The 13,208-nt window shown below is 66.8% G+C and carries 12 protein-coding genes; 6 read left to right on the forward strand and 6 right to left on the reverse strand.

What is annotated here, in order from left to right; all coding sequences use genetic code 11:
- Window positions 1–17: 17 nt before the first annotated feature.
- Both BCO18175_RS26725 and BCO18175_RS26730 read left to right on the forward strand, forming a co-directional pair.
- Window positions 18–1,439, forward strand: a complete 1,422-nt coding sequence (locus tag BCO18175_RS26725; protein ID WP_174985559.1) for an AmpG family muropeptide MFS transporter — start codon at window positions 18–20, stop codon at window positions 1,437–1,439.
- Entirely contained in the window at window positions 1,429–2,490 is a 1,062-nt protein-coding gene (locus tag BCO18175_RS26730; protein ID WP_174985561.1) for a M48 family metallopeptidase, read from the forward strand. The genes BCO18175_RS26725 and BCO18175_RS26730 overlap by 11 nt, the downstream gene beginning before the upstream one ends.
- Before the next feature lie 64 nt (window positions 2,491–2,554).
- Here the strand turns inward: BCO18175_RS26730 and BCO18175_RS26735 are convergent, their stop codons facing one another.
- Window positions 2,555–3,511, reverse strand: coding sequence for an AraC family transcriptional regulator (locus BCO18175_RS26735; RefSeq protein WP_174985563.1), 957 nt, complete (start codon window positions 3,509–3,511; stop codon window positions 2,555–2,557).
- Between the two features lie 227 nt (window positions 3,512–3,738).
- On the opposite strand from BCO18175_RS26735, the gene BCO18175_RS26740 reads away from it, so the two are divergent.
- Window positions 3,739–4,791 carry an NAD(P)-dependent alcohol dehydrogenase gene (locus BCO18175_RS26740; protein WP_174916636.1) on the forward strand — a complete coding sequence of 351 codons (1,053 nt, stop codon included), beginning with the start codon at window positions 3,739–3,741 and terminating at the stop codon, window positions 4,789–4,791.
- A gap of 116 nt (window positions 4,792–4,907) precedes the next feature.
- Here the strand turns inward: BCO18175_RS26740 and BCO18175_RS26745 are convergent, their stop codons facing one another.
- The 5 genes from BCO18175_RS26745 to gatC form a co-directional block, all read right to left on the reverse strand.
- Entirely contained in the window at window positions 4,908–5,681 is a 774-nt protein-coding gene (locus BCO18175_RS26745; RefSeq protein ID WP_174916637.1) for an exodeoxyribonuclease III, read from the reverse strand.
- Window positions 5,682–5,722: 41 nt separating this feature from the next.
- Window positions 5,723–6,562, reverse strand: coding sequence for a polyphosphate kinase 2 family protein (locus BCO18175_RS26750; RefSeq protein ID WP_174985565.1), 840 nt, complete (start codon window positions 6,560–6,562; stop codon window positions 5,723–5,725).
- Window positions 6,563–6,680: 118 nt separating this feature from the next.
- On the reverse strand, window positions 6,681–8,156 hold the full coding sequence (gene gatB, locus BCO18175_RS26755) for an Asp-tRNA(Asn)/Glu-tRNA(Gln) amidotransferase subunit GatB (protein WP_174985567.1): 1,476 nt from the start codon (window positions 8,154–8,156) through the stop codon (window positions 6,681–6,683).
- A 4-nt stretch (window positions 8,157–8,160) separates the two neighbouring features.
- Window positions 8,161–9,651, reverse strand: a complete 1,491-nt coding sequence (gene gatA, locus BCO18175_RS26760) for an Asp-tRNA(Asn)/Glu-tRNA(Gln) amidotransferase subunit GatA (RefSeq protein WP_174985569.1) — start codon at window positions 9,649–9,651, stop codon at window positions 8,161–8,163.
- A 69-nt stretch (window positions 9,652–9,720) separates the two neighbouring features.
- Window positions 9,721–10,020 carry an Asp-tRNA(Asn)/Glu-tRNA(Gln) amidotransferase subunit GatC gene (gene gatC / locus BCO18175_RS26765; protein WP_039353798.1) on the reverse strand — a complete coding sequence of 100 codons (300 nt, stop codon included), beginning with the start codon at window positions 10,018–10,020 and terminating at the stop codon, window positions 9,721–9,723.
- A gap of 367 nt (window positions 10,021–10,387) precedes the next feature.
- Here gatC and BCO18175_RS26770 point away from each other — a divergent pair, with 367 nt between their 5' ends.
- The 3 genes from BCO18175_RS26770 (at window position 10,388) to mreD (ending at window position 13,133) form a co-directional block, all read left to right on the forward strand.
- Window positions 10,388–11,431 carry a rod shape-determining protein gene (locus BCO18175_RS26770; RefSeq protein ID WP_004189550.1) on the forward strand — a complete coding sequence of 348 codons (1,044 nt, stop codon included), beginning with the start codon at window positions 10,388–10,390 and terminating at the stop codon, window positions 11,429–11,431.
- 125 nt (window positions 11,432–11,556) lie between these two features.
- Complete coding sequence (gene mreC, locus BCO18175_RS26775) at window positions 11,557–12,624, forward strand: rod shape-determining protein MreC (RefSeq protein ID WP_174985578.1); 1,068 nt, start codon at window positions 11,557–11,559, stop codon at window positions 12,622–12,624.
- Window positions 12,621–13,133, forward strand: a complete 513-nt coding sequence (gene mreD / locus BCO18175_RS26780) for a rod shape-determining protein MreD (RefSeq protein WP_009687274.1) — start codon at window positions 12,621–12,623, stop codon at window positions 13,131–13,133. Before mreC ends, mreD begins: the two co-directional genes overlap by 4 nt.
- The last annotated feature ends 75 nt before the right edge of the window (window positions 13,134–13,208 follow it).

The raw sequence follows: 13,208 nt of genomic DNA on the forward strand, positions 1-13,208 counted from the left end.
CTACCCAGTTCCAGTCCATGTCGAAAACGCCACACGAGGCGCCCGCACTCACCGCTCACGAGGATCACCCCGGCTGGCGAGCCTATCTGAACACGCACATGCTGATCTGCGTGTTCCTCGGTTTCACGTCGGGTCTGCCCCTCTTCACGCTCGTCTACCTCGTGCAGGCATGGCTGCGCTCCGAGGGCGTGAACCTGAAGGAAATCGGCCTGTTCGCGCTGATCCAGTTCCCGTACACGTGGAAGTTCCTGTGGGCGCCGCTGATGGATCGCTACATCCCGCGCCTGCCGGGCTGGCGGCCGGGGCGCCGGCGTGGCTGGCTGCTGCTCACGCAGTTGCTGGTCGCGGGCGCAATCGCCGCGCTCGGCTTCGTGTCGCCGCGCGACTCGATCTGGACGGTCGCCGCGCTCACCACGCTCGTCGCGTTCTTCGGCGCAAGCGCCGACATCGTGATCGATGCCTACCGCCGCGAGCTGCTGCGCGACACCGAGCAGGGCCTCGGCAACGCGATACACGTGAACGCGTACAAGCTCGCCGCGCTGATCCCCGGCTCGCTGGCACTGATCCTGTCCGACCACCTGCCGTGGGACGTCGTGTTCGCGATCACCGGCGCATTCATGCTGCCGGGCATCCTGATGACGCTCGTTGTGCGCGAGCCCGAAGTGATCGGCGCGCCGCCGCGCAACCTGCGCGACGCGATCGTGCTGCCGTTCCGCGAATTCATCCAGCGCGACGGCTGGGCCGGCGCGCTGCTCGTCATCGCGTTCATCTTCCTTTTCAAGATCGGCGACACGATGGCCACCACGCTGTCGACGTCGTTCTTCCTCGACATCGGCTTCTCGCGCACCGAGATCGGCATCGTCGCGAAAACCACTGCGCTCATCGCGAGCGTGGCCGGCGGCATCATCGGCGGCATCTGGCTCGTGAAAATCGGCATCGGCCGCGGGCTGTGGATCTTCGGCGTGCTGCAGATGGTGTCGACGCTCGGCTTCGCGTGGCTCGCGCAGCTCGGCCCCGGCTCGCCCGTGCTCGCGATGCTCTACGACTTCACCGTGTCGACGAGCCATGCGATCGCGTCGGTGCTGTCGGTGTTCGGCATTGCGGTCACGCCGCAATTCAGCCCGATGACGGTCGCGCTTGCGCTCGTCTACGGCGTCGAAACCTTCACCACCGGCCTGACGATGGCCGCGTTCGTCGCGTACATCGCGAGCACGACCGACCCGCGCTATACGGCTACGCAGTTCGCGCTGTTCACGAGCCTCGCATCGGTGCCGCGCACGCTCGCGTCGGCCGCGAGCGGCTTCATCGTCGCGAAGATCGGCTGGTTCGACTACTTCATCGTGTGCACCGCGCTCGCGATTCCCGGCATGCTGCTGCTGTTCAAGATCGCGCCGTGGAACGGGGCCGCACGCAACGGCGAGGCCAGCCGTGCGCAGTAACGGCCTGCACCGCCTCGCGCGCGTTGCGGCTTCGTTGAGCGTCGGCGCCGCGGCGCTCGCCGCGGGGTTCGCCCATGCGACCGACGCCGGCACGCCCGCTGCCACCGCCGCGGGCTCCGCACCGGCCACGGCACCCGCTTCACCGCCGGCGACTTCGGCTCCCGCCGCCCCTGCCCAGCCGGCCACCGCCGAACCCGCGCAGCCGACCGGCGCCGCCGTGTCGGCGAAGGCGTATGCGCAGAGCCCACAGCAAGTCCGCTACGGCGACGCCATTGCCTTTCGCACGCTGATCCCGTCGCCGCTGCTCGAGCAGCTCACCGCGAACGAATACGCGCAGATCGTGCAGGCGGCCGCCGACAGCAACCGCCTGCTGCCCGCGAACCAGCCGCGCGTGAAGCGCCTGCGCGCGATCGTCGCGAAGCTCGCGCCGTATTCGGTGAAATGGAACGACCGCGTGAAGAGCTGGGCGTGGGACGTCAACGCGATCCGCTCGCGCGACATTCGCCTGACCTGCCTGCCGGGCGGCAAGGTGCTCGTGTACGGCGGCCTGCTCGATCGCGTCCGCCTGAACGACGATGAACTCGGCGTGCTGCTCGCGCACGGCATCGCGCATGCGCTGCGCGAACACGCGCGCAGCAACTTCAGCGCGACGTCGCAGACGTCGCTGCGCGCGGCCACGCTGCCGCCGCTGTTCGGCGTCGGCGAGCCGCTGCCGCAGGCACTGAACCTCGGCGAACGCCTGCAGTCGCTCCACTACGACCCGACCGACGAGACCGAAGCCGACGTGATCGGCGGCGACATCGCCGCCCGCGCGGGCTTCGATCCCCGCGCGGCAATCACGCTGTGGGACAAGCTCGCGGTCGCGACACGTGGGAACAAGGCGACCGGCTTCATCTACACGCACCCGTACAGCACCGCCCGCCGCCAGGATCTGCTGAACCGCCTGCCGGATCTCATGCCGCTGTACGCAAAGGCGGAGGGCAAGCGCGTCGATGCGCTGCCCGACTACGCGGGCATCAGCGCGCAGCGTCGCAAGGTCGTGCGGCGCTGAATACGCAGCAACGCTGCACACCACTTTCACACGCGCGGCACCGCCGCTGCGCGCCGCCGTTCGCTCAGGTCGTCAGGTCGATCGCCCCCCGATCGCCGATGGGCCGGCTTACGCTTTCGCGCATCCAGCGCACCTCGTCACCCGGGCTGCGGCCGAACAGCCGCTTGAACTCGCGGCTGAACTGCGACGCGCTCGCATAGCCGACACGCGCGGCCGCCGTGCCGGCGCCGACTCCGTCCTGCACCATCATCAGCCGCGCCTGGTGCAGCCGCGCGGCCTTCACGTACTGCATCGGCGACGTCGCCGTCACATGCTTGAACTGCGCATGGAACACCGCGAGGCTCATGCCGGCCTCGCGCGCGAGCGTCTCGACGTCGAGATCGGTTCTCAGGTCGGCATGGATGCGCCGCAACGCCTTCGCGATGCGGCCGAAGTGATGCTGCTGCACGAGCGCCGCGCGCATCGCGTCGCCCTGCTCACCCGTCAGCACGCGATACGCGATCTCGCGCATGATCGCCGGGCCCAGCACGCGCGTGTCGTGCGGCGACGCGAGCGCTTCGAGCAGCCGCACGACCGCGTCGGCCAGCGGCGCGTCGAGCGGCGTCGAATACACGCCGACCGGTTCGCTGACGGCCGCGCCGAGCGTCTCGTCGAGCAGGATCGCGAGCTCGGCGATCACGGCGAGATCGACGCGGATCGAGATCGCGAGAAACGGCTCGTCCATGCTCGCGAAGGTCTCGCATTCGAACGGCAGCGGCACCGACAGCACGAGGTACTGCTGCGCGTCGTAGACGAACGAACGGTCGCCGAGATAGCCGAGCTTGCGCCCCTGGCACACGACGATGATGCTCGGTTCGTACAGTACGGGCATACGCGGCGCGGGACGGCTCACACGGAAGAAGCGCACGCCGTCGAGCGTTGCAAGCGTGTCGCCCTCGTTCGGCGCGAGGTGCGTGTGCAGCTCGATCATGCGGCGCTGCACACGGTCGCCCGAGTCGGCGAAAAGGGGCTCGAAGCTCATCGGCGTAGTCCTGTCCGGCAAGAGAATCTGGCTCGCAATGTAGCACCTTGAACGTGTTTTGACGGCTGTTTGGATGCAGTTAGAGAGGAATAGGCAAATCTTCCAGACCTTCGTGTATTTCGCCGCGGCGCCGCGCTCCTTACGATGACGTCCTGCCTCGCCGCATCGCCACATGATGCGACGGCAGTCTGTTTCGCCGGATGCTTTCCGGACAAGGAGCCCATCGCATGAGCACTACCTATGCCTACGCAGCGACCGATTCGCAGTCGCCGCTTGCCCCGTTCGAATTCCAGCGTCGCGCGCTGCGCGACCTCGACGTCCAGATCGACGTCCTCTACTGCGGCGTCTGCCACTCGGACCTGCACCAGGCGCGCAACGAATGGCGCAACACGATCTACCCGGTCGTGCCGGGCCATGAAATCGTCGGCCGCGTGACCGCGACCGGCCCGGATGTGACGCGCTTCAAGGTCGGCGAGCTGGTCGGCGTCGGCTGCCTCGTCGATTCGTGCCGCACCTGCCCGAGCTGCGCCGACGGCCTCGAGCAATATTGCGAGAACGGCTTCGTCGGCACCTACAACGGCCAGGATCGCGTGACGGGCGACATCACGTTCGGCGGCTATTCGACGCAGCTCGTCGTCGACGAGGCGTTCGTGCTGCGCGTGCCCGACACGCTCGACCCGGCCGGTGCCGCGCCGCTCCTGTGCGCGGGGATCACGACGTACTCGCCGCTGCGGCAGTGGAACGTCGGCCCCGGCAAGAAGGTCGGCATCGTCGGGCTCGGCGGCCTCGGCCACATGGGCGTGAAGCTGGCGCGCGCGATGGGTGCGCACGTCGTGCTGTTCACCACGTCGCCGTCGAAGGTCGAGGACGGCAAGCGGCTCGGCGCGCACGAAGTCGTGATCTCGAAGGACGACGCGCAGATGAACGCGCACCTGAACAGCTTCGACTTCATCCTGAACACGGTCGCCGCACCGCACGACCTGAACCCGTTCCTGCACCTGCTGAAGCGCGACGGCACGATGACGCTCGTCGGCGCACCGGAGCACGACCATCCGTCGCCGCAGGTGTTCAACCTGATCTTCAAGCGCCGCCGCCTCGCCGGCTCGCTGATCGGCGGGATCGCGGAAACGCAGGAAATGCTCGACTTCTGCGCGGAGCACGGGATCACGTCGGATATCGAGACGATTCCGATGCAGCAGATCAATGCCGCTTACGAACGGATGCTGAAGAGCGACGTGAAGTACCGCTTCGTGGTCGACATGGCATCGATCAAGCAGTAAGCGCCGCCGGGCGGCACCCGCCCCAAGCGAAACGGGCCGCATGTTCGACATGCGGCCCGTTCTGCATCCGGCGACCGGGTGGCTCGACAGCTACGCGCACGGCGTAGCGTCGAACATCACTTCTTGTAGTCGTAGTCGATCGTCAGCGGCGCATGGTCGCTGAACTTGATGTCCTTGAAGATCGACGTGCTTTTCGCGGTGCCGGCAATGCCCGGCGTCGCGATCTGGTAATCGATCCGCCACCCGACGTTCTTCGCATACGCCTGGCCGCGGTTGCTCCACCACGTGTACTGCTCGGCGCGCGGGTCGAGCGTGCGGAACACGTCGACATAGCCGACATCGTCGAACAGCTTCGTGAGCCATTCGCGCTCTTCCGGCAGGCAGCCCGAATTCTTCTGGTTGCTCTTCCAGTTCTTGATGTCGATTTCCTTGTGGACGATGTTCACGTCGCCGCACAGGATCACCTCGCGCTTCTTCTTCAGCGCGGCAAGGTGCGGCATGAACTCGTCCATGAAGCGGTACTTCGCCTGCTGGCGTTCTTCGCCGCTCGAGCCGGACGGCACGTACACCGACACGACCGACAGCTTGCCGTAGCGCGCCTCGACATAGCGCCCTTCGGCATCGAATTCGCTGCTGCCGAAGCCGATGATCACGTCATCGGGCTCGCGGCGGCTGTACACGCCCGCGCCGCTGTAGCCCTTCTTCTCGGCGTGGTGGAAATAGCTCTTGAAGCCGTGCGGCTCGACGAATTCGGTGGGCAGGTCGTCGGCCGAGACCTTGATTTCCTGTACGCACACGCAATCGGCGTTCTGTTCGCCGAGCCACTCGAAGAAGCCCTTCTTCGCGGCGGAGCGGATGCCGTTCAGGTTGGCGGTAATCACTCGCATCATGTCGGATTCCGTTCAGTTCGATGTTTTTTCAGGGGTGCAGCTTAGCGGATCTTCACGCCTTCGAGCTCGGGCTTCGGCGGCGGGAATTCCAGCTTCATGTCGGTCATTGCCCGCAGCAGCAGCTCGGCGATCATCACGTTGCGGTGCGTCTTCGAGTTCGCCGGGATCACGAACCACGGCGCGTGCTCGGCCGACGTCGCGGCGAGCGCGTCGCGGTAGGCGGACTGGTACGCGTCCCAGTGCTTGCGCGCGTCGAGATCGGAGATGTCGAACTTCCAGTGCTTGGTCGGATCGTCGATGCGCGCCTGCAGCCGCTCGCGCTGCTCGTCCTTCGAGATGTGCAGGAAGCACTTGATGATCGTCGTGCCGTTCTCGACCAGCATCGTCTCGAAATCGCGGATCTGCCGGTAGCGGCGCTCGCATTCCTTCGCGTCGATCAGGTCGAGCACGCGCGGCACGAGCACGTCTTCATAGTGGCTGCGGTTGAAGATCGCGAGCTCGCCCGCGGCCGGCACCTGCGCATGCACGCGCCACAGGAAGTCGTGCGCGGCCTCGATCGGCGTGGGCGCCTTGAACGGCACGACGCGCAGGCCGAGCGGATCGACCTCGCGGAACACCGCGCGCACGGTGCCGTCCTTGCCGCTGGTATCCATCCCCTGCAGCACGAGCAGCACGCGCTTCTTCTGCTGCGTGTGCAGGCGCTCCTGCTGCACGTCGAGCTCGGTCGACACGGCCGACAGCCGTTCGCGGTCGTCGTCCTTCGAACCGGACGAGAACGGCTTCGCGGCCGGGTCGAACGCATCGAGCTTGAATGCTGCGGCTTCCTTCTCGCGCGTGCTGTACGGCACGCGGAAATCGTCGAGCGACGGTTGTTTCGCCATTCGTTCCTCCGTTGGACGCTGTGGTGCATACGATAACGCATCCACCAAACGCAACGGGCCGCCCCGAACTGGTTCGGGGCGGCCCGTCGTCAAGCGCGGTTCAGGCGCGCGGTCATGCTCAGCCGAGCTTCTTCTTCAGCAGTTCGTTGACCTGCTGCGGATTGGCCTTGCCCTTCGTCGCCTTCATCGCCTGGCCGATCAGCGCGTTGAACGCCTTTTCCTTGCCCGCGCGGAATTCCTCGACCGACTTCGCGTTCGCCGCGAGCACCTCGTCGATGATCGCTTCCAGCGCGCCGGTGTCGGAGATCTGCTTCAGCCCCTTCGCGTCGATGATGCGGTCGGCCGCGCCTTCGTCGTCCGCCTTCTCGTCCCAGATCGTCGCGAAGATTTCCTTCGCGATCTTGTTCGAGATCGTGCCGTCGGCGATGCGCTGCAGCACGAGCGCGAGTTGCGCGGCCGAGACCGGAATCGCGTCGATCTCGATGCCGTCGCGGTTCAGCTGCGACGATACGTCGCCCATCAGCCAGTTCGCGGCGATCTTCGCGTTCGCGGTGCCCGCCTTCGCGACCACGGCCTCGAAGTACGCGGCCATCGCCTTGCTCGACGTCAGCACGCCCGCGTCGTACGCGGAAATGCCGTATTCGTCGACGAAGCGCTGCTGCATCGCGACCGGCAGCTCGGGCATCCCGGACTGCACGCGCTCGATCCAGTCCTGGCCGATCACGAGCGGCATCAGGTCGGGGTCGGGGAAGTAGCGGTAGTCGTGCGCGTCTTCCTTGCTGCGCATCGAACGCGTCTCGCGCTTGTCCGGATCGTAGAGGCGCGTTTCCTGCACGACTTCGCCGCCGTCCTCGATCAGCTCGATCTGGCGACGCACCTCGAAGTTGATCGCTTCCTCGAGGAACCGGAACGAGTTCAGGTTCTTGATTTCCGCGCGCGTGCCGAACTTCTCCTGGCCGACCGGACGCACCGACACGTTCGCGTCGCAGCGGAACGAGCCTTCCTGCATGTTGCCGTCGCAGATGCCGAGCCACACGACGAGCCCGTGCAGCGCCTTCGCGTAGGCCACTGCCTCGGCCGCGCTGCGCATTTCCGGCTCGGTGACGATTTCGAGCAGCGGCGTGCCCGCGCGGTTCAGGTCGATACCCGTCATCCCGGCGAAGTCTTCATGCAGCGACTTGCCTGCATCTTCCTCGAGGTGCGCGCGGGTCAGGTTGACCGTCTTCTCGTACGCTTCCTTGCCGGCCTTTTCGTTGGCGGGCACCTGGATCGTGATCTGGCCGCCCTGCACGACCGGAATCTCGTACTGGCTGATCTGATAGCCCTTCGGCAGATCGGGGTAGAAATAATTCTTGCGCGCGAAGATGCTGCGCGGCGCGATGGTCGAGCCGATCGCGAGGCCGAAGCGGATCGCGCGTTCGACCGCGCCGCGGTTCAGCACCGGCAGCACGCCCGGCAGCGCCAGGTCGACCGGGCAGGCCTGCGTGTTCGGCTCCGCGCCGAACTGCGTCGGCGCGCCCGAGAAAATCTTCGAGACGGTCGACAGTTGCGCGTGCGTCTCGAGACCGATGACGACTTCCCATTGAGTAGCCATATGCTTACACCCCCGCCGGAACTTGCTTGTGCCAGTCGGTCGCGCGCTGGAACGCGTCCGCAACCTGCAGCATCCGGGCTTCGTTGAAATAGTTGCCGATGATCTGCAGGCCGACCGGACGCTTCGCGTTCGCGCCCGCGCCGAAACCGCACGGCACGCTCATGCCGGGCAGGCCGGCGAGGCTCACCGACAGCGTGTAGATATCCGCGAGATACATCTGCACCGGATCGTCGCCCTTCGAGCCGAGATCCCATGCGACCGTCGGCGAGGCCGGGCCCATGATCACGTCGCAGGACTTGAACGCTTCCTGGAAATCGTTCGCGATGATGCGGCGGATCTTCTGCGCCTGCAGGTAGTACGCGTCGTAGTAGCCGTGCGACAGCACGTACGCGCCGACCAGAATCCGGCGCTTCACCTCGGGGCCGAAGCCTTCCGCACGCGACTTCTTGTACATGTCGAGCAGGTCGCCGTACTGCGCGGCGCGGTGGCCGAAGCGCACGCCGTCGAAACGCGACAGGTTCGACGAGGCTTCAGCCGGCGCGATCACGTAGTACACGGGGATCGACAGCTCCGTCTTCGGCAGCGACACGGGCACGAGCGTCGCGCCGAGCGCTTCATACTGCTTCAGCGCCGCGTCGATCGTCGCGCGCACGTCGTCGGCGAGGCCGTCGCCGAAATACTCGTTCGGCAGGCCGATGCGCAGGCCCGCGAGCGGCTTGCCCGCATCGTTGCCGGCCGCCCACGGCTGGCCGAGGTGGCGCGTGAAATCTTCATCGTCGCGCTCGAGGCTCGTCGAGTCGCGCTCGTCGAAGCCGGCCATCGCGTTCAGCAGCAGCGCGCAGTCGGACGCGCTCTGCGCCATCGGGCCGCCCTGGTCGAGTGACGACGCGAACGCGATCATCCCGTAGCGCGACACGCGGCCGTAGGTCGGCTTGATGCCCGTCACGCCCGCGAACGACGCAGGCTGGCGGATCGAGCCGCCGGTGTCGGTGCCGGTCGCGGCCGGCGCGAGGCGCGCGGCGACGGCGGCCGAGCTGCCGCCAGAGCTACCGCCCGGCACCGCGTTCGTGTCCCACGGGTTCTTCACCGCGCCGAACGCCGAATTCTCGTTCGACGAGCCCATCGCGAACTCGTCCATGTTGGTCTTGCCGAGCGTGACCATGCCGGCCGCCTGCAGGCGGGCGACGACGGTCGCGTCGAACGGGCTCTCGTAGTTCGCGAGCATCTTCGAGCCGGCGGTCGAGTGCCAGCCACGCGTGACGAAGACATCCTTGTGCGCGATCGGCAGGCCGGTGAGCGCACCGCCCGCGCCGCGCGCGAGCTCCGCGTCGGCAGCTTTCGCCTGCGCGAGGGTCAGATCGGCATCGACATGGACGAACGCGTTCAGGTCGCGCGCGGCTTCGATCCGTTTCAGGTAGAGCTGCGCGAGCTCGACGGCCGAGCATTCCTTGGCGGCGAGCGCGGCGCGCAGTTCGGTCAGGCTTTTTGCGTGCATTGAGTGGTTTTCCTGGGAATTCTGGGTGGCGCGCGGCGCGAAGGCGGCGGCGCGCTTGTCATCGAATGCTTACTCGATCACCTTCGGCACGAGATAGAGGCCGTCCTGGACGGCCGGCGCCGGACGCTGGTTGTCGTCGCGATTGACGACTTCCGTCACGGCGTCGTCGCGCAGGCGCTGCGCGACTTCCTGGATCTGTTCGATCGGGTGGGCGAGCGGCGCGATGCCGGCGGTGTCGACCGCCTGCATCTGCTCGACGAGGCCGAAGAGTTCATTGAGCTGGCCGAGCATGTGCTCGGCGTCGGCGTCGGCCATTTCGAGTCGCGCCAGGTGCGCGATGCGTTTCACATCGGTCAGGGTCAGGGCCATGCGATCACCGGAAAAACAAGGCTGCGCAGCGCATCAAAAGCAGCACTGCGGCGGGGGGTTGGAGGGTGCGATCCCACCCTCAAAAATCGGGGCCGAAGCGGCAAAAATACCGTCCGTTTCGATTCAAATACCGTGAAATTATAAGGTATCATTACGCGTTCGACCCAAACCCGGCAGCCTTTTCCCGCACCGTTTCGCCCCGCTTCGGCAAGCCGTGCGTGCATCGTGCGATCCCCGGTAGACATCACTCGCAGCTTCGTGCGCCGCGGCGGCCGCTTCCGCCACGCTTCCCGAGGCTGTTATTTTTTCCGCTGCCGCCCTCAGCGCTCGCTATGCAGGGCCGGCCCAGAGCGAAACAGGATTCTGAATGTTCGGTTTTTTGCGCAGCTACTTCTCCAACGATCTTGCGATCGACCTCGGCACCGCAAACACCCTGATCTACATGCGCGGCAAGGGCATCGTGCTCGATGAACCGTCCGTCGTGTCGATCCGCCAGGAAGGCGGCCCCAACGGCAAGAAAACCATCCAGGCAGTCGGTAAGGAAGCCAAGCAGATGCTCGGCAAGGTGCCGGGCAACATCGAGGCCATCCGCCCGATGAAGGACGGCGTGATCGCCGACTTCACCGTCACCGAGCAGATGATCAAGCAGTTCATCAAGACGGCCCACGAGTCGCGCATGTTCTCGCCGTCGCCGCGCATCATCATCTGCGTGCCGTGCGGTTCGACCCAGGTCGAGCGCCGCGCGATCAAGGAAGCCGCGCACGGCGCCGGCGCATCGCAGGTCTACCTGATCGAGGAGCCGATGGCGGCCGCGATCGGCGCGGGCCTGCCGGTGTCGGAAGCCACCGGCTCGATGGTCGTCGACATCGGCGGCGGCACGACCGAAGTCGGCGTGATCTCGCTCGGCGGCATCGTGTACAAGGGTTCGGTCCGCGTCGGCGGCGACAAGTTCGACGAGGCGATCGTCAACTACATCCGCCGCAACTACGGGATGCTGATCGGCGAACAGACCGCCGAAGCGATCAAGAAGGAAATCGGCTCCGCATTCCCGGGCTCCGAAGTCAAGGAAATGGAAGTGAAGGGCCGCAACCTGTCGGAAGGCATTCCGCGCAGCTTCACGATCTCGAGCAACGAAATCCTCGAAGCGCTGACCGATCCGCTGAACCAGATCGTGTCGTCGGTGAAGATCGCGCTCGAACAGACGCCGCCGGAACTCGGCGCCGACATCGCCGAACGCGGGATGATGCTGACGGGCGGCGGCGCGCTGTTGCGCGACCTCGATCGCCTGCTGGCGGAAGAAACCGGCCTGCCGGTGCTCGTCGCGGAAGATCCGCTCACCTGCGTCGTGCGTGGTTCGGGCATGGCGCTCGAGCGCATGGACAAGCTGGGCAGCATCTTCTCGTACGAGTGATCGTCCAGGCAGTTCCCTGACATGACGCAACCGCGGCGTGGCCGGATCGCTCGTTTAGAACGAACCGCCGCGCCGTTTGCGCGTCTGAGCATCATTTAACCGATCATTCGCGCCCGGCGCCGACCATGGAATACAGTCCGCCGCCCCTCTTCAAGCAAGGTCCGCCCGCGCTCGCGCGGCTCATCTTCTTCGTTGCCCTCGCCATCGCGCTCCTCGTATCGGACGCGCGCTTCAGCACGCTCGAAATCGTCCGCGGCGTACTCGGCACCGTGCTCTATCCGCTGCAGCGCGCCGCGCTCGTGCCGCGCGACCTGTTCATGGGCGCGGCCGACCTCGCCGTCACCGGCGCGTCGCTGCGCCACGAGAACGACGACCTCCGCAAGCGCAACCTGCAGCTGTCCACGCAAGCGAACCAGGCCGCCGTGCTCACGCAGGAGAACGCGCACCTGCGCGCGGTGCTCGAGCTGCGCCAGCACATCGCGACGCAATCGACGCCGGCCGAGATCCAGTACGACACGAGCGATCCGTTCACGCAGAAGATCGTGATCGGGCAAGGTTCGCAGCGGGGCATCCAGGGCGGTTCGCCCGTCGTCAGCGAAGACGGTGTGATCGGCCAGGTCACGCGCGTGTTCCCGCTGCAATCCGAAGTCACGCTGGTCACCGACCGCGATCTCGCGATTCCCGTGCAGGTGCTGCGCACCGGCCTGCGCAGCGTGATCTACGGCACGCCGAAGGGCGATTCGCTCGACCTGCGCTTCGTGCCGACCAGCGCGGATCTCGTCGTCGGCGACGAGCTCGTCACGAGCGGCCTCGACGGCGTCTATCCGCCCGGCCTGCCGGTCGCGAAGGTCGCGCGCGTCGACAAGCTCGCCGATACGGCGTTCGCGCGCGTGACCTGCGCGCCGATCGCCGCCGTGCGCGGCGCGCGCCAGATGCTCGTGCTGCATTACCAGAACGACATCCCGCCGCGCCCGGCCGAGCCCGACCCGGCCGCCGACAAGAACGCGAAGGGCAAGAAGGGCGCGAAAGCCGCCGCGAAGGGTGACAAAGCCGACAAGGCCGACGCGAACGCGAAGCCGGCCGCCGCGCCCCAGCCCGGCGCGAAGCCCGCGCCTGCGACACCGGCCGCTCCGGCCAAGCCCGCCGCCACGCCCGCGAAGCCCGCGGCCGGGCAATCAGGAGCCCAGCGATGAATCGCCCGCAATACATCCTGCAGCCGGTCAATCCGTACTTCATCGTCTTCAGCCTCGCCGCCGCGTTCCTGCTGAACCTGATGCCGTGGGGCCGCCTGCCCGGCGTGCCCGACTTCGTCGCGCTCGTGCTGCTGTTCTGGAACATCCACCAGCCGCGCAAGGTCGGGATGGGCGTCGCATTCGCGCTCGGCATCCTGATGGACGTGCATGACGCGGGGCTGCTCGGCGAGCATGCGCTCGCCTATACGCTGCTGTCGTACGGCGCGATCACGATCCACCGCCGCGTGCTGTGGATGCCGATCGGCGTGCAGGTGCTGTACGTCACGCCGCTGCTGGTCGTCGCGCAGCTCGTACCGTTCGTGATTCGCCTCGTGATGGGCGCCGCGTTCCCGGGCTGGCGCTACCTGGTCGACGGCTTCGTCGAGGCCGCGCTGTGGCCGATCGCGAGCCACCTGCTGCTGATGCCGCAACGCCGCCCGGTCGATCCGGACGATACGCGCCCCATCTGAGCCAGGGGCCTGCCTTGAATACCCGCCGCCTCCACGCCCGCCGCGCGCCGCGCTCCGGGGCGGCACCTCGCCCGC

The sequence above is a fragment of the Burkholderia lata genome (genome assembly GCF_902499335.1).
GTDB classification, from domain to species: Bacteria; Pseudomonadota; Gammaproteobacteria; order Burkholderiales; family Burkholderiaceae; genus Burkholderia; species Burkholderia lata_B.

Bases quoted from the DNA above. Each gene is read 5' to 3' on its own strand.
- BCO18175_RS26725 (WP_174985559.1), top strand. From the start codon at position 18: ATGTCGAAAACGCCACACGAGGCGCCCGCACTCACCGCTCACGAGGAT.
- BCO18175_RS26735 (WP_174985563.1), bottom strand. From the start codon at position 3,511: ATGAGCTTCGAGCCCCTTTTCGCCGACTCGGGCGACCGTGTGCAGCGC.
- BCO18175_RS26740 (WP_174916636.1), top strand. From the start codon at position 3,739: ATGAGCACTACCTATGCCTACGCAGCGACCGATTCGCAGTCGCCGCTT.
- BCO18175_RS26745 (WP_174916637.1), bottom strand. From the start codon at position 5,681: ATGATGCGAGTGATTACCGCCAACCTGAACGGCATCCGCTCCGCCGCG.
- BCO18175_RS26750 (WP_174985565.1), bottom strand. From the start codon at position 6,562: ATGGCGAAACAACCGTCGCTCGACGATTTCCGCGTGCCGTACAGCACG.
- gatB (WP_174985567.1), bottom strand. From the start codon at position 8,156: ATGGCTACTCAATGGGAAGTCGTCATCGGTCTCGAGACGCACGCGCAA.
- gatA (WP_174985569.1), bottom strand. From the start codon at position 9,651: ATGCACGCAAAAAGCCTGACCGAACTGCGCGCCGCGCTCGCCGCCAAG.
- gatC (WP_039353798.1), bottom strand. From the start codon at position 10,020: ATGGCCCTGACCCTGACCGATGTGAAACGCATCGCGCACCTGGCGCGA.
- BCO18175_RS26770 (WP_004189550.1), top strand. From the start codon at position 10,388: ATGTTCGGTTTTTTGCGCAGCTACTTCTCCAACGATCTTGCGATCGAC.
- mreC (WP_174985578.1), top strand. From the start codon at position 11,557: ATGGAATACAGTCCGCCGCCCCTCTTCAAGCAAGGTCCGCCCGCGCTC.
- mreD (WP_009687274.1), top strand. From the start codon at position 12,621: ATGAATCGCCCGCAATACATCCTGCAGCCGGTCAATCCGTACTTCATC.